Genomic DNA, 14530 nt, shown 5'->3' with positions numbered 1-14530 from the left:
AACAATAGGTACCCGCAAAGGTACCTATTTATCTTAAATACAATAAAATTCTAATCAAGTTTTGAGTAATACACCACTAGCTTTACCTTGCTGTCAGGCGTATTAGTAATAATGGCTCTGTTGGGCCTAACGTCAGGAATGATCTGAAAAGACCCGTTCTGATTTGCGCTTACCGAAGCAGGGGCCAGCAACAGGCCCGTATTCGGCTTTTTGCCTAACAACATCGCCTGAAAATAAGAGGTAATGTCAATGGTGTACCTGTTTCTGCTGGTGTCAAATATAAGCGGCAAAGTGAAAGCCGTGCTCTCCAAAGCGCCTACTCTGTTTTGTTGCACAGATAGTGGCGAACCGTTAGCGTTTTTCAGGATACGGTTCGTGTCGTTGGTCTGGTAAAGCACCAGCTGGGGCGGAGCGGGCAAGAAGCCAGTAGAAGCTGCTTTAACCGGAACGATCAACTCTGCCTTGTTAATAATAACGGATGGGTTCGCCTCCCTGAATTTCTGAAGGTATGGAAATGTTAACTTCGTTACCAGCTCGGTGTTGTTCTGGATATAACTTTCTCCGCCTGTCTGGCTGGAGGGCAATAACTCGGCGTTCTCATCCAGGGTGGCAACGGCAGTACCGGTACGGTCTCCCTCAAACTTTGTGAAGAAGTTGATCGTGTTGGTTTGGGCAAACCGGAAAGTATGCTTCTTCTTGTCGGCGCCATTCTTGTAAAACAAGACCAGCTTGGTGCTGTCGGCGTTCAGGTTGATCGTCAGGATGCTGGATGGGTCTCCTTGCGGAACAATGGCCAGGCCCTTCAGAAAATTATTGAAATCAGCCTGCGTTTTCAGCGCTGTCTGGCCAGACTGTGCCACCAGCTCATTCACAAAGCGTTGGTTGAGCTTGATCTTAACCAGCTTCTGAGCCGAGGTAGAGTCAGCAAACGACTTTTTCTTCTCCAGCAACTTGGGCACAAATGTGGTTGAGCCCAAAGGCATGGCCTCAGTAGGCAGCGTAGAACTGGTGAAGTAAGAGGCTTTTTCGTTAAAACCTTCCGTTAACCGGTAAACCTGCAGTGTCAGGGGTTGGTTCTTGGCGCCGTATATATAGCTGTAGTCCAGCGTGAGAACCAACGAGTCTGGCACGGGGTTATCACCGAACTTCACATCTGCCCCGCCTAAGGTAGCCTGGGTAAAGGTGGTCGCTTGCAGGGCGCCAAATACCGGGTCTACCAGCTTGCCAGCCTGCGTAGGCGGCACCTTAAACGACAACAAAGAGTCGCTTAACAGCACGGTGGCCGTGTTGATCGTAAGGGTGTCAGTAAAATCTGTGCCTATTTGGTTCTCATCCTGAAGCTCAATACCAATCTCAGTTGGGTCGTCGCAGGAGGCAAGGGTGGCGATAGAAAAGAAGAATAAGAGAAATCTTCTAACGGCTAAGTTCATTATACAGGTTATAGTAAGAGTCTAACAGGGTGTCGTCGGCACAAACAGTACTGATGCTGTTGGTTTGCTTGTACTCATTAAAAAGGGCGTCGATGTTCTCGCTGAAGTCCTCGTTCGTTTTAATTACCGAGTCGGCATATTCCATTCCGATCTTTAGAAAACTATCCAGGTCCGCAGATTTCAGGTTCGAGAGCATGCTATCATCGATATCCAGCATTTTCACCTTTTCCAGCAGGTTGCCATCAAACTGGTGCTTGTAATTATGGTTATACACTGTAAACATCGACTTAGAATCCTTAAAAATAGGGTCTTTCTTGTAAGTCGTTTTCAGGTACATGGGTATTAAACCTGTCATCCAGTCGTTGCAATGCACAATGTCTGGTGCCCAGCCTAATTTTTTAACAGTTTCGAGCACACCTTTACAGAAGAAGATAGCCCGTTCGTCGTTGTCCTGGTGAAATTTGTTGTTCTTGTCAACGAAAACGGATTTTCTGTGAAAATAGTCTTCGTTGTCAATAAAATAAACCTGTAATTTGGCATTCGGGATAGAGGCCACTTTAATGACCAATGGTTTCTCCTCCTCGCCTACCGCGATATTGATGCCCGACAGGCGAACCACCTCATGCAAACGGTTCTTACGCTCGTTTATCAGGCCAAATCGTGGGACAAAGATACGAATCTCCATTCCCCGTTCCTGCATTCCCTGTGGTAGCGTTTGGAGAAATTCTGCTACTTTAGTGGTTTGTAAGAAAGGATTGATCTCGGTGGCAGCGTATAGGATTCGCAATTTAGACATGGGTATTGGGTTAAAAATTAATAAGCAACAGTAATAGGACGTGCAAAATTAGCATTTTTTATTCTAATTTTCAATTTAATGCGTTCTAACTTACATTTGCCGGTTCTGAGCAGGCACCTCTAAAGTTTACCGTTTACATGGAAGTTATAAAGCAGGTTAGCACCATCCGCGAAAAGGTGCAGGCGCTACGTTGTGGCGGAAAGCGGATCGGCTTTGTGCCCACCATGGGTGCGCTGCATGAGGGGCACCTGCAGCTGCTGCGTACTTCTGCCCAGGAGAACGAGGTCACCATCTGCAGCATCTTTGTTAACCCCACACAATTCAACAACCCGGATGATTACCAACTGTATCCGCGCACCCTGGAGCAGGACATCACGCTGTTAGCGTCTGTCAACTGCGATTACCTGTTTGCCCCAAGTGCGGCGGATGTGTATCCTCAACAAGCGCTGCTTCAATTTAGTTTCGGCCCCTTGGAGGCAGTGATGGAGGGCGCGCACCGGCCCGGGCACTTCAACGGCGTTGCCACTGTTGTCAGTAAACTCTTCCATTATGTGCAGCCGCACAAGGCATACTTTGGCCAAAAGGATCTGCAGCAGGTAACCATCGTGAAGCAACTGATACAGGCCCTGAGCTTCGACCTGGAGCTGGTATGTTCCCCCACCGTTCGGGAAGAGGATGGGCTGGCCATGTCCTCAAGGAACAAGCGACTCAATGCCGAGCAGCGCCTGCTTGCCGCTAACCTGTACAAGGCCTTGCAACTGGCAGAAAGCCATTTGGGGCGGCAACCCCTGCCAGCTGTTAAAAACCAGGTGCTTGATTTCCTGAGCGGCCTGGAGCAGGTGGAGGTGGAATACTTTGAGATAGCCGATGCAACCACCCTGCAACCGGTGCAGCAACTTACGGGGGGGCAGGAGGTAGCGCTTTGCCTGGCTGCCTTTGTGGGGCCTGTACGGTTAATAGACAACCTGCTGGTGAATTTTAAGGAACAGTAAAATGTTAGCAGAACGTAGGAAATCGTCAGGCAGCCCCCCCCGCGTGGATAGCTAATGTGCAGGCAATTCTCTAACTTTGCGCTTTATTACAGAAAGAACCATGTATATTGAGGTTTTAAAATCCAAAATCCACCGTTGCAAGGTAACACAGGCCGAACTGCATTATGTAGGCAGCATCACCATAGACGAGGACCTGATGGACGCCGCCAACGTGGTGGAGAATGAAAAAGTACAGATCGTTAACATCAACAACGGCGAGCGCTTCGAGACCTATGTGATAAAAGGAGAGCGGGGCACCGGCACCGTTTGCCTCAATGGCCCGGCCGCCCGCAAGGTGCAGGTCGGGGATATTGTGATCGTGATCTCTTACTGCAGCATTAAGTTCGAGGATGCCAAAAGCCATACCCCAACGCTTGTTTTCCCGGATCAGCATAATCGCCTGGTTTAAACCTGCTGCATGAAAAAACTGCTTTCGGTTCTGAAATATGCGGTACTGCTTGGCGTATCTGCCCTGTTAATGTGGTATGCGCTTAAGGAGCTGGATTTTCAGAGAATGTGGGCAGAGCTGCGCAACGCCAATTACCTGTGGGTAGGCGTTTCGCTGGTAATGGGGATAACGGCCTATATTAGCCGTGCGCTTCGCTGGCACATGCAGATTAAACCAACCGGATACCACCCTTCCTTACTGCATACTTACCGGGCCATGATGGTTGGGTACCTGGCCAACCTGGTGCTGCCCCGCATGGGCGAGGTGGTGCGGTGCAGTATCTTGAAACGCACCGATGGCGTGCCGGTGAACACGGGCTTCGGCACCGTGATCGCAGAGCGCTTTATTGACATGCTGATGCTGTTGCTGGCCATTGGCATTACCTTCCTGGTAGAGTTTAACCGGATACGGGATTTTTTTCTAGGCCTTTTCTCTGATAAGTACACCAACCTGGCAGCGGCAATGAGTTCGCTTTACTGGGTCTTCTGGGTATTTATGGGCGCGGCGGTGCTCGGTTTGGTCCTGGTGCTCCGCTACCTGAGCCGCCTGCGCGAAAATGCTTACTACCAAAAGGCGGCGGTCTTTTTTAAGGGGATGCTGCAGGGCATCTTCAGTATTGGCAAGCTCGATAACCAGGCGGCTTTCTGGGGCCACACTTTTTTTGTGTGGCTGATGTACTATGGCATGAGCGTCGTTGTTTTTTATGCCATGCCGGCCACCAGTAACCTTGGCTGGGGGGCGGGTCTTTCGATACTGGTAGTCGGGAGCCTGGGGATGGCGGCGCCCGTGCAAGGCGGCGTGGGGGTGTACCACCTGCTCGTGCAGGCAACACTGCTGCTGTACGGGGTGCCCAAAGAGGCAGGTATGGCCTACGCGCTTCTCGTGCATACTTCCCAGACGCTTTTAGTCGTTTTAATGGGAGTGGCCAGCTTTTTAGGCAGTGTGTTGCAACGGCATGCAAAACCAACGGGGCAGCCCGCTCAAATCAATACCTAAGCTTATGCTCTCAAGTGATAAGATCGTAACAGTAGCGCAACTGCTAGAGCAGCTACAGGCCTGGCGCGCGCAAGGGGATAAGGTCGTGTTCACCAACGGGTGCTTCGACCTGCTGCACCTCGGCCACGTAGACTACCTGGAAAAAGCACGACAACTTGGCAATAAATTGGTGCTGGGCCTTAATACAGATGCTTCCATCAGCCGTATAAAAGGACCGGACCGGCCACTGCAGGACGAATTGTCGCGGGCGCGGGTTATGGCATCCCTTTTGTTTGTGGATGCTGTGGTGCTCTTTAGCGAGGACACGCCCCTGGAACTTATCAAAGCGGTTCAGCCCGATATTTTGGTGAAGGGCGATGATTACAGCACGGAGCAGATTGTGGGGCACGAGGCAGTAATGGCGGCAGGTGGCGAAGTGAAAACAGTACCGCTCGTTAAAGGTTATTCTACCACGAACATCGTTAGAAAAATAGAGAATACTAAAAAACACGTTTAATTCATACGCAAAGCCATGGCAGGAATATATATTATAGGTATCGCCTTTTTGCTGATAAGCATGGCCGTGAGTGCCCGCTTAAAAAGCAAGTTTAAAGAGTACTCCCAAACGCCGCTTAGCTCGGGCCTTAGCGGCCGCGAGATTGCGGAGATGATGCTTCAGGATAACGGGATCACGGATGTAAAGGTGATGTCGGTGGCAGGGAGATTGACCGACCACTACAACCCCTCGGATAAAACTGTAAACCTGAGCGAGTATGTGTATGAGGGGCGCAGTGCCGCCTCCGCAGCAGTGGCGGCACACGAGTGCGGCCATGCGGTGCAGCACGCCAGGGCTTACGCGTTTCTGAAGTTCCGATCGGCCATGGTACCGGCCCTCAGCATTGCCTCCCGCTACATGCAATGGATTATCCTGATCGGTATCCTGATGATACAGGCTACCCCCGTCCCGCTTGCAATTGGCGTGGCGCTGTTCGGACTCACCACTATCTTTAGTTTTATCACCCTGCCCGTAGAGTTCGACGCCAGCAAGCGCGCGCTTGCCTGGATAGACCAGCGCGGCGTTGTAACGAAACAAGAGCACGCCATGGCAAAAGACGCCCTGAAGTGGGCTGCCCTGACGTATGTAGTGGCGGCACTGGGCTCGTTGGCTACCCTGCTCTATTACGTATCTATTTTAATGGGTCGCCGCAACTAATGCAACCTGGCAAAGTATAGCTTAAAAAAACGCCGCCTGTGGTTTTCACACAGGAGGCGTTTTTTGTTTAGCGCCACACTAACCAGCTGGCAAATGGCACCTGCTCAGGCATAATTATTCGGCAGGCATAACAAATTATAGTATACCTGGTTGATTTAATACAATTGTATTTTCTAATTTTGCACGCATATATCGATTACATCATTCTTAACATAGATAAGCATGAACTTTCAATTAACAGAAGAACATTTGGCAGTACAAGCTGCTGCACGCGAATTTGCACAGACTGAGCTGCTGCCAGGGGTTATTGAGCGCGACGAGCATCAAAAATTCCCGACAGAGCAGATCAAGAAGATGGGAGAGCTTGGATTCTTAGGAATGATGGTTGACCCGAAATACGGCGGCGGCGGCATGGATGCTATCTCTTATGTGCTGGCCATGGAGGAGATCTCCAAAGTTGATGCCTCGGCTTCTGTTGTCATGTCTGTGAACAACTCTTTGGTGTGCTGGGGAATTGAGCAGTTCGGCTCAGAGGAGCAAAAGCAGAAGTACCTCACCAAGCTGGCTACCGGCGAGATTATCGGTGCTTTCTGCCTTTCGGAGCCTGAGGCAGGCTCCGATGCCACCTCACAGCGCACCACCGCCGAAGACAAAGGAGACTATTACCTGCTTAACGGCACTAAAAACTGGATAACCAACGGCAGCACGGCTTCGGTGTACCTGGTTATCGCGCAGACCGACGTCGAAAAAGGACACCGCGGCATTAACGCCCTGATTGTAGAGCGCGGCATGGACGGCTTTGTTATTGGCCAGAAAGAGAACAAACTGGGTATTCGTGGTTCAGATACGCACTCTTTAATGTTTACTGACGTTAAAGTACCAAAGGAGAATAGAATTGGCGAAGATGGCTTTGGCTTTAAGTTCGCGATGGCTACCCTTGCCGGCGGACGGATCGGGATTGCTTCACAAGCGCTGGGCATTGCCTCCGGAGCCTATGAGCTGGCCGTGAAGTATGCCAAGGAGCGTAAGGCGTTCGGCGTAGAGATTGCCAAGCACCAGGCTATCCAGTTCAAGCTGGCCGATATGGCCACAAACATTGAGGCGGCGCGCCTGCTGTGCCTTCAGGCGGCACACGATAAGGATACGCACGCAGATTATGCCAAGTCGGGCGCTATGGCGAAGCTTTTTGCATCAAAAGTAGCGATGGAAACAACTGTGGAAGCTGTTCAGGTTCATGGTGGTTATGGTTTCGTGAAAGAGTACCATGTAGAGCGTTTAATGCGCGATGCCAAAATAACACAGATTTACGAAGGCACTTCGGAGATACAGAAAATAGTAATTTCGAGAGAACTGCTGAAGTAGAAATACCATTAAAACATTGTTTCCATGTTGTTTAAGCTAAGAATAGAATTTTCTGAATTAAAATTAATTTTTTAAATAATTTTGAATTTTATAAAGATTAGTCTTAGATTTAGGCCATAATTAAGGGTTTATAGTATAAAAGTTAGTTGGTAACACACATGGAAGATTACAATAAAATTATTGAATCGCTTGGGGTGCGGTTCATTAAAGCAAAGAATCTGGTGTTGCAGCAGCCGTTTACGGTTCGCAACTCCTACGATGTAGGCAATAACTTAATCCTGCTTCATAAAGGTAGCATCTTCTTTGGGGACGAAGAGCAAATGGTTGAAGAAGGCGAGTTGTTGTTTATACCAGGTGGACGCAGTACACGAGTTACGTACGGTCCTGCCGGAGAAGGAAAGACGATCTCTAACGATGATCTGATCACGAACAAAGAGAAGTTTTTCAAAAATAACAACGATCTGGATTTGATCGGAGACGCAGAGGAAAGCCACAGCTTTGTGAGCTTCGAGGCAAAGGTTTTTGACTCGGTTAACTTCTTTGCCTCCCTGGATCTGCCTGCCTTCCTGATCTCGAATAACAACAAGTTAGCCAACCTGGTTATCAAAGTTGTAGAGGAGAGCATGCAGGAACTGCCAGGAAAAGAACGCCTGATCAACATCTACACAGAGAACATTGTGGTAGAGATCGTTCGTCACATCCTGAGAAACAGAATGTTTGTTGAGCAGTTAGCTACAAACAGCACATACTTTAAAGATCCTCGCCTCATCGACCTGTTCAACTACATCAAGGAGAACCTGGGTGGCGACTTATCGAATAAAGTGCTCTCTAACGTGGCCAATGTATCCGAGGATTATGTAGGGCAGTACTTTAAAATGCTGACAGGCATTAACCCGCAAGATTACATTGAGTACCAGCGTATGGAGCGTGCCGTGTTCTTGCTTCGCACTACCAAGAAGAGTATCCGCGAGATCGGGAAAGAGGTGGGCTACAAAGATACCGCTTACTTCTGCCGTCGCTTTAAGATGATGTTTGGTATACCAGCAGGTAAGATGCGCCGACGTGAGTCAGCGATGAATATCTAAGCTAAGGCTACGTTATACGAAGCAACAAGATGAGAAACCTCGGCCAAAAAGCCGGGGTTTTTTTCTATGTGGTTACCTACCACCAGCACATCTGCTCCTGCGTGCAAAGCTGTTTTAGCTTTCTCGGGGGTATCAATGCCGCCACCTACAATCAAAGGAACATCAACGGCCTTGCGTACGGCCGCTATCATTTCAGGGGAAATGGGTTTCATGGCGCCGCTTCCTCCGTCCATGTAAATGTAGCGCAGGCCAAGCATCTCACCGGCCAGGGCCGTGCAGGCAGCTATAGCTGGTTTATCGTAAGGCAAAGGGGTTGTGCCGCTCATGTAAGACGCAGTGGTTTGCCGGCCCGTATCCACCAGCATGTATCCGGTTGGGTAAATATCCAGCTGACTGTCCTTCAGAATGGGGGCAGATACCACGTGCTGCCCGATCAGAAAATCGGGGTTGCGCCCCGAGATCAGGGAAAGCAGCAGAATGCCATCTGCCTGCTTGTCGATATGGAGGCTATTGCTGGGAAAGAGGATAACAGGGATCTTGCTGTTATCCTTGATGAGTTTAATGATCGCTGTCTGGTTGTCAGATGTGATCAGACTGCCGCCTACAAAAAAGAAATCGACCTGGTGCGTTTCGCTCATAGAGAGCACCTGCAGGCAAGAGGTCTCTGTGAGATTATCCGGATCGAGCAAAACAGCAAAGTGTTTTCTGCCTGAAATATGCTTTTTTTGGCGAAGGTCTTTAAATGGCATCTTCTTTTGGAACAATGTACTCGCTAGTGGTTCTTGTGGTAGCCGCTACAGGGGCTGCCGCAATATCGCTATTTTTAGAGACACTATTAAGATGTTCATCCACCTTTTTCGTTATGTACAGCAGCAACAGCGCCGCAGCCTGCGACGAAACTACTTTTGCAACGCCTGAGTCGAGGATGCCTTTAGCTTTTTTTTTTGAGCGGCTGCCCTGTGCCGCATGCGGCATGCGCTCCGACGAAAGCGTGTAACCGTCTTCCTGTTCGTGCACAAACGAGTCGTAACCGGCCATTTGAGCTGTTACCGGAATGGCATGATACTCGGGCTTCTTATTCTTTTTTATTTTTCCGGGCTTATTTGCCTTTTTTTTTTCGCTGCCGCTGAACAGGCGCTTTAGCAAGTAACCTGCCATTAAAACGCCGCCTGCCATGGCTACCTTTTTCCCGATCTCCTGGCCTTGTGTTTTGATGTGGTCTACATCACCCATCAAAGCATTTTTGTATTCTTCCTTTTGTCGTTCCAGAAACTCCCGCTCGTTATCGAACAGCGGATTTGATAATTCACTCATATGTTTTTCTCTCTTTTGTCAGACTTATAAATTGTGTTGTCAAATGTTTTATCGGCGATGTCTTCAAATACCTTCTTATCAAGCCCTACTACCAGCACAATCAGTAAGATGATATAGATCAGAGCCACTATGCCAAAGCCCCAGAAAGAACTGTCAAGCAGCTCGTTGAGCAACAGGCCTAAAAAAATACTCACAAAAATAACGCACATGAAGGCAATTACACCCAGCAGTACCACATGGATCAGACTTACAAAAGTCGCTTTTAGCTTTTCCTGTATTTCCAATCGTATGATATCAATACGGGTATCGATGTAACCCATTAAATTCTCGATGAGGTTATTGCTCTTTTCGCGAGTGCCGTTGTCTTGTATATCCATAGTATGATGCAGCTTTTTTTTATGCTTTTTGTGTATACGTGGGGTAGATGTAAATATTTACGTTAAGTACGCCTTAACAAAAGTGTAGTACGGTAATTGACGTATATTGACTGTTTTTAGCTAATTTTAAACCTGATCTTTATTAGATTTTTACCTGATTGGAACGTAACTTCTACCATATTTTGGGTATCAGTCCGGGGGCCTCTTCGCAGGAGGTGAAGGTGGCTTATAAGCAACTGGCGCTTAAATACCACCCTGACAGAAACCCGGGCAATGCCAGGGCCGAGGAGTTGTTTAAGCTGGTGAACACAGCCTACCAAACCCTGGGGAACCCCGGCAAACGGGTGCGCTACGATATGCGGTTGCAATACCAGCAGGAGCAGAGGCGCGTGCGGCAGCAAACCTACCAGCCGGATGCCCGCTATGCCCACACCCGTGAGCCGGCAGGCGTTTCCGAGAGGCATTACCGCCCCATCAGGCGCGAAGAAAAACGCTTTTCGCGCAAAGACTGGTACATCACCGTCTCTTTTGTTGCCGGTCTGCTCACTTTCAGCCTGCTGCTGAAAGTGGTTATGGACCAGGTGACGGGTGAAGATAAGTATAAAACTGCTTTAACATATATAGAAGATGGCAAATATAGTAGCGCGCACCGCCTGCTATCCGATGCCATTCAGTTTATGCCCGACAACGCCGCCGCTTACGAGGCCAGGGCTCAGATAGAACTGGACGTGTATGAGAATTACCCGGCAGCGCTAAACGACCTCAACCAGGCAATGGCTCTCCGGAAGAGTCCCTCGGCCCAAGTATACCTCATGCGTGGCCGCAGTTACCAACAACTAGCCAAGTATGAGCAAGCGGAAGAAGACCTCACCCGCGCCCTTCGCCTGAACGAGGAGCTTTGGCGCGCGTACCTGGCCCGGGGAGAGGTGCGGTTGTTCTTCCTGCATAAATATGAGGGGGCCATAGAGGACCTGACAACCATGCTCCAACACGAGAAAGCGGGCAGTCCGGATTGGGTGGACGCCCTGACCTACCGGGGCTTTGGGTACTATAAGCTGAAAGACTACGTTGCGGCGGAGCAGGATTACAGGATGGTGCTTTATTCGGATAAGGAGAATGGCAGGGCGCTGTACTTGTTGGGCCGCACAGAACAGGAGCAGCAAATGTCTGACTCGGCCTGTGTGCATTTTTACAAAGCCTACCAGTTGGGCTATTCTGCTGCCCTGCTGGAACTGAGGGCTAATTGCCAGGACTGAGACGGGTGCATCCGCTTTGATGCTATATAAAGGAAAGTGCAGGAGTAACTGTTTGATCGGTTGTGTAGTAAAGAGCAGCTTAATGAAAGGCTATAAAAACAAGAAACCCTCACCGGTTAAGGAGAGGGTTGTGCTGGTGGTGATGATTGGAATCGAACCAACGACACAAGGATTTTCAGTCCTTTGCTCTACCAACTGAGCTACATCACCAGCTCTTGTTGTTTCCCTTTCGTAAGGGTATGCAAAAGTAGTAACTAACTTTTAAGTAGCAAGCATTCTCGAGAAAAATATTTTTAAAAAGTGCGCTGGCGTACATGTTTCTCATTAATCTGCTATCTTTATATACCAATTAGTATGTATAACGAATAAATTGCTGTGATAATAGGACTAGAGAATATCATCTTTCTGATTGTAGCTGCCTTGGGTATTGGCCTTTTTGTATGGCAGATCCGCAAGATCCGTAAAAACGTGCTCCTGGGCCACGACCTGGAAATGGAAGACAATCCTGCCGAACGCATCAAGAAAACGTTGCTGGTGGCCTTTGGCCAGCAGAAGATGTTCAAGCGCATGCTGCCGGCTGTGTTGCACCTTTTTGTCTATGTAGGCTTCCTGGTCATCAACATCGAGGTGCTGGAAATACTGATCGACGGGGTTTTTGGAACGCACCGGATACTGGGGTTTGCCGGTATCCTATACAGCGGCCTGATGGCAGTAAACGAAATACTGGCCGCGCTTGTGATTGTGGCCTGCGCCATGTTCTTGTGGCGCCGCAATGTAACGCATGTGCCGCGCCTGTCTAACGGGGTGGAAATGCGTGCCTGGCCGAAGCTGGATGCCAACCTGATCCTGATCACTGAGATCGTGCTCATGATCGCCCTGTTTGCCTTCAATATCTCTGACCTGAAGCTGGCCCAACTGAGGGGCACGCACCTGGCCGGGGCCTTCCCGGTGAGCTCGCTGTTTGTGAATGCCCTGGGCAGCGACCCGGATGCCCTGCGCATCATTGGGCGTGTGGGCTGGTGGTTCCACATTCTGGGCATCCTGGCCTTTATGAACTACCTGCCAAGCTCCAAGCACTTCCATATCATCATGGCTTTCCCGAACGTGTACTTCTCTAAGCTGTTACCGAAGGGCAAGTTCACCACAAACCCAACCATCACGCACGAGATCAAGGCCATGCTGGACCCAAGCTACCAGCCACCCGCTCCGGAGATGGATGCCGAAGGAAACCCGATTATTCAGCGCTTCGGCGCCAAAGACGTGGAAGACCTGACCTGGAAACAGCTCATGGACTCTTATACCTGCACCGAGTGCGGCCGTTGCACATCCGTTTGTCCGGCCAACATAACGGGCAAGCTCCTGTCGCCGCGCAAGATCGTGATGGACACCCGCGACAGGATGGAGGAGAAAGGAGAACACCCTGCTATATATCACCCTAACCATTATAAAGAAATGGGTGTGGAGCGCGTGGAGGTAACCGATGAGAAAACCCTGTTGCGCGGCTATATCACGCCTGAAGAGCTTTGGGCCTGCACTACCTGCAACGCCTGTGTAGAGTCGTGCCCGGTAAACATCGATCAGCTGTCCACTATCATGGACCTGCGCCGTTTCCTGGTGCTGGAGGAGTCGGCAGCGCCGGCTTCGCTGAACGCCATGTTCACCAACATCGAGAACAACGGTGCGCCGTGGGCCTTCTCGCCAGCCGACCGCTTTAACTGGGCCGACGAGCTTTATGTACCTTCGAAAAACTAGACAAAAGAACTTTTAGACATAGGACGAAAGACCTTTGCTAGGGAAGATAATTATGTGTTGTATTCCTTTGTCTTTTGTCAAACAGTCCTTTGTCCTTTTTAAATAACCAGATGGAAGAGAATAAAAGATTAGTAAAGGTGCCTACCATGGCCCAGTTGGCCGCGAATGGCGAAGAGCCGGAGATCCTGTTTTGGGTGGGTTGCGCAGGCGCCTTCGACGACCGTTATAAAAGAGTAACCCGCGCCTTTGTGCAGATACTGGAGCATGTAGGTGTGAAGTACGCCGTGTTGGGCACCGAAGAAAGCTGCACCGGCGACCCGGCCAAGCGTGCCGGCAATGAGTTCCTGTTCCAGATGCAGGCGCTTACCAACATCGAAGTGCTGAACGCTTATAACGTGAAGAAGATCGTGACGGCTTGCCCCCACTGCTTTAACACCATCAAGAATGAGTACCCCGACCTGGGGGGCAACTACGAGGTGATCCACCACTCCACGTTCCTGCAGCAGCTGATAAACGAGGGCAAAGTGCACGTAAAGGGTGGCGAGGCCTTTAAAGGAAAGCGCATCACTTACCATGACTCCTGCTACCTGGGGCGTGCAAACGATATTTACGAGGCGCCGCGCGAAGTGCTGGCTGCCCTGGATGCTGATCTGGTGGAAATGAAACGCAGTCGCGCCAACGGCCTTTGCTGCGGTGCCGGAGGTGCCCAGATGTTTAAAGAGCCGGAGCCGGGTAAAAAAGACATCAACATAGAGCGTACCGAAGAAGCGCTGGCAACGCTGGGTGCCGGCGAAGGGGTAATTGCCACTGCCTGCCCCTTTTGCATGGTGATGATGAACGATGGCGTGAAGAACAAGGAGCAGGAAGAAAACGTAAGAGTTTTCGACATAGCTGAACTGATCGCACAGGCCGAAGGCTTAACTAAATAAACTGTTACGTGGCTTCATCATCAACTGTGTAGCCACACAATAGTTTACCTATTTAACCATTACTATGTATATTCCGTTTGACGAATTGCCGCCACATGCGCGCCTCTGGATTTACCAGGCCGACAGGCCGTTAACCGAGGCGGAGCAAAGCGAAATAAAACCGCTTCTGGAGCGTTTTGCTACGGAGTGGAGTAGCCACGGGAAAGGCTTGCAGGCATCTGCAAAGTTGCTTTATGGCCAGTTTCTGGTTTTGGCAAATAATGAGTCGGCTACATCGGCTAGTGGCTGTTCCATTGATGCCTCTGTGCGTTTTGTGCGGGAGCTGGAGCAGCGGCTCAGGGTTTCATTTTTTGACCGTACAAAGCTGGCCTTTTTAAAAGAGGGTGAAGTGAAGCAGGTTAATCTAAGCGACCTGAAAAGCAAAGTGGCGGCAAAAGAGATAGAGCAACATACCTTATACTTCGATACTTTAATAAATAATTATGGAGAGCTGCAACAGGCATGGCCACGGCCTGCCGGCACTAGCTGGCTCTCCAAATATTTCTGATAAAGCAAACACTAA

General features: G+C 49.8%; 16 protein-coding genes and 1 tRNA gene. 11 read left to right on the top strand and 6 right to left on the bottom strand.

From position 1 onward, the window contains the following. Positions 1-50 precede the first annotated feature (50 nt). Together AC4BAN_RS14575 and AC4BAN_RS14570 are read right to left on the bottom strand one after the other, a co-directional pair. The gene (locus AC4BAN_RS14575) at positions 51-1430 is read right to left on the bottom strand and encodes a DUF4270 family protein (protein ID WP_490565141.1); all 1380 of its coding nucleotides are present in this window, start codon (positions 1428-1430) and stop codon (positions 51-53) included. Next, complete coding sequence (locus AC4BAN_RS14570; RefSeq protein ID WP_490565140.1) at positions 1414-2226, bottom strand: glycogen/starch synthase; 813 nt, start codon at positions 2224-2226, stop codon at positions 1414-1416. Before AC4BAN_RS14570 ends, AC4BAN_RS14575 begins: the two co-directional genes overlap by 17 nt. 137 nt (positions 2227-2363) lie before the next feature. On the opposite strand from AC4BAN_RS14570, the gene panC reads away from it, so the two are divergent. From panC to AC4BAN_RS14535, 7 genes are all read left to right on the top strand, one after another. Continuing rightward, positions 2364-3218: a pantoate--beta-alanine ligase gene (gene panC, locus AC4BAN_RS14565; protein ID WP_490565139.1), complete on the top strand. Its 855-nt coding sequence runs from the start codon at positions 2364-2366 to the stop codon at positions 3216-3218. A 100-nt stretch (positions 3219-3318) separates the two neighbouring features. Next, entirely contained in the window at positions 3319-3666 is a 348-nt protein-coding gene (gene panD / locus AC4BAN_RS14560; protein WP_340408865.1) for an aspartate 1-decarboxylase, read from the top strand. Between the two features lie 9 nt (positions 3667-3675). Continuing rightward, positions 3676-4701, top strand: a complete 1026-nt coding sequence (locus tag AC4BAN_RS14555; RefSeq protein WP_490565138.1) for a lysylphosphatidylglycerol synthase transmembrane domain-containing protein — start codon at positions 3676-3678, stop codon at positions 4699-4701. A 4-nt stretch (positions 4702-4705) separates the two neighbouring features. Next, positions 4706-5197, top strand: a complete 492-nt coding sequence (gene rfaE2 / locus AC4BAN_RS14550) for a D-glycero-beta-D-manno-heptose 1-phosphate adenylyltransferase (protein WP_490565137.1) — start codon at positions 4706-4708, stop codon at positions 5195-5197. A gap of 15 nt (positions 5198-5212) precedes the next feature. After that, positions 5213-5893 carry a zinc metallopeptidase gene (locus AC4BAN_RS14545; RefSeq protein WP_490565136.1) on the top strand — a complete coding sequence of 227 codons (681 nt, stop codon included), beginning with the start codon at positions 5213-5215 and terminating at the stop codon, positions 5891-5893. 222 nt (positions 5894-6115) lie between these two features. Next, the gene (locus AC4BAN_RS14540) at positions 6116-7255 is read left to right on the top strand and encodes an acyl-CoA dehydrogenase (RefSeq protein ID WP_490565135.1); all 1140 of its coding nucleotides are present in this window, start codon (positions 6116-6118) and stop codon (positions 7253-7255) included. A 158-nt stretch (positions 7256-7413) separates the two neighbouring features. Then, a complete protein-coding gene (locus AC4BAN_RS14535; RefSeq protein ID WP_490565134.1) occupies positions 7414-8340 on the top strand; it encodes an AraC family transcriptional regulator in 927 nt (308 codons plus the stop codon). On the opposite strand, the gene AC4BAN_RS14530 is transcribed toward AC4BAN_RS14535, so the two are convergent. The 3 genes from AC4BAN_RS14530 to AC4BAN_RS14520 are packed head-to-tail and all read right to left on the bottom strand — an operon-like array spanning position 8337 to position 10031. Continuing rightward, positions 8337-9089, bottom strand: coding sequence for a phosphoglycerol geranylgeranyltransferase (locus AC4BAN_RS14530; protein ID WP_490565133.1), 753 nt, complete (start codon positions 9087-9089; stop codon positions 8337-8339). The two genes, AC4BAN_RS14535 and AC4BAN_RS14530, sit on opposite strands and share 4 nt — an antisense overlap. After that, positions 9079-9654, bottom strand: coding sequence for a hypothetical protein (locus tag AC4BAN_RS14525; RefSeq protein ID WP_490565132.1), 576 nt, complete (start codon positions 9652-9654; stop codon positions 9079-9081). Before AC4BAN_RS14525 ends, AC4BAN_RS14530 begins: the two co-directional genes overlap by 11 nt. Further along, positions 9651-10031, bottom strand: a complete 381-nt coding sequence (locus tag AC4BAN_RS14520) for a phage holin family protein (RefSeq protein ID WP_490565131.1) — start codon at positions 10029-10031, stop codon at positions 9651-9653. The genes AC4BAN_RS14525 and AC4BAN_RS14520 overlap by 4 nt, the downstream gene beginning before the upstream one ends. 158 nt (positions 10032-10189) lie before the next feature. Between AC4BAN_RS14520 and AC4BAN_RS14515 the strand changes: the two genes are divergently transcribed. Continuing rightward, on the top strand, positions 10190-11287 hold the full coding sequence (locus AC4BAN_RS14515) for a tetratricopeptide repeat protein (RefSeq protein WP_490565130.1): 1098 nt from the start codon (positions 10190-10192) through the stop codon (positions 11285-11287). Positions 11288-11421: 134 nt separating this feature from the next. On the opposite strand, the gene AC4BAN_RS14510 is transcribed toward AC4BAN_RS14515, so the two are convergent. After that, positions 11422-11497: transfer RNA gene (locus AC4BAN_RS14510), tRNA-Phe, on the bottom strand. 168 nt (positions 11498-11665) lie between these two features. Here AC4BAN_RS14510 and AC4BAN_RS14505 point away from each other — a divergent pair. The 3 genes from AC4BAN_RS14505 (at position 11666) to AC4BAN_RS14495 (ending at position 14515) form a co-directional block, all read left to right on the top strand. Then, entirely contained in the window at positions 11666-13039 is a 1374-nt protein-coding gene (locus AC4BAN_RS14505; RefSeq protein ID WP_490565202.1) for a 4Fe-4S dicluster domain-containing protein, read from the top strand. A 110-nt stretch (positions 13040-13149) separates the two neighbouring features. Next, positions 13150-13968, top strand: coding sequence for a (Fe-S)-binding protein (locus AC4BAN_RS14500; protein WP_490565129.1), 819 nt, complete (start codon positions 13150-13152; stop codon positions 13966-13968). A 64-nt stretch (positions 13969-14032) separates the two neighbouring features. Continuing rightward, the gene (locus AC4BAN_RS14495; protein WP_490565128.1) at positions 14033-14515 is read left to right on the top strand and encodes a hypothetical protein; all 483 of its coding nucleotides are present in this window, start codon (positions 14033-14035) and stop codon (positions 14513-14515) included. Positions 14516-14530 lie beyond the last annotated feature (15 nt).

The organism is Pontibacter sp. GD13 (assembly GCF_058216355.1).
This window is presented reverse-complemented; position numbering and strand designations above follow the sequence as displayed.

What these genes read in the sequence shown, in the direction of transcription:
- AC4BAN_RS14575 (WP_490565141.1), bottom strand. Translation starts at nt 1,430, where the DNA reads ATGAACTTAGCCGTTAGAAGATTTCTCTTATTCTTCTTTTCTATCGCC.
- AC4BAN_RS14570 (WP_490565140.1), bottom strand. Translation starts at nt 2,226, where the DNA reads ATGTCTAAATTGCGAATCCTATACGCTGCCACCGAGATCAATCCTTTC.
- panC (WP_490565139.1), top strand. Translation starts at nt 2,364, where the DNA reads ATGGAAGTTATAAAGCAGGTTAGCACCATCCGCGAAAAGGTGCAGGCG.
- panD (WP_340408865.1), top strand. Translation starts at nt 3,319, where the DNA reads ATGTATATTGAGGTTTTAAAATCCAAAATCCACCGTTGCAAGGTAACA.
- AC4BAN_RS14555 (WP_490565138.1), top strand. Translation starts at nt 3,676, where the DNA reads ATGAAAAAACTGCTTTCGGTTCTGAAATATGCGGTACTGCTTGGCGTA.
- rfaE2 (WP_490565137.1), top strand. Translation starts at nt 4,706, where the DNA reads ATGCTCTCAAGTGATAAGATCGTAACAGTAGCGCAACTGCTAGAGCAG.
- AC4BAN_RS14545 (WP_490565136.1), top strand. Translation starts at nt 5,213, where the DNA reads ATGGCAGGAATATATATTATAGGTATCGCCTTTTTGCTGATAAGCATG.
- AC4BAN_RS14540 (WP_490565135.1), top strand. Translation starts at nt 6,116, where the DNA reads ATGAACTTTCAATTAACAGAAGAACATTTGGCAGTACAAGCTGCTGCA.
- AC4BAN_RS14535 (WP_490565134.1), top strand. Translation starts at nt 7,414, where the DNA reads ATGGAAGATTACAATAAAATTATTGAATCGCTTGGGGTGCGGTTCATT.
- AC4BAN_RS14530 (WP_490565133.1), bottom strand. Translation starts at nt 9,089, where the DNA reads ATGCCATTTAAAGACCTTCGCCAAAAAAAGCATATTTCAGGCAGAAAA.
- AC4BAN_RS14525 (WP_490565132.1), bottom strand. Translation starts at nt 9,654, where the DNA reads ATGAGTGAATTATCAAATCCGCTGTTCGATAACGAGCGGGAGTTTCTG.
- AC4BAN_RS14520 (WP_490565131.1), bottom strand. Translation starts at nt 10,031, where the DNA reads ATGGATATACAAGACAACGGCACTCGCGAAAAGAGCAATAACCTCATC.
- AC4BAN_RS14500 (WP_490565129.1), top strand. Translation starts at nt 13,150, where the DNA reads ATGGAAGAGAATAAAAGATTAGTAAAGGTGCCTACCATGGCCCAGTTG.
- AC4BAN_RS14495 (WP_490565128.1), top strand. Translation starts at nt 14,033, where the DNA reads ATGTATATTCCGTTTGACGAATTGCCGCCACATGCGCGCCTCTGGATT.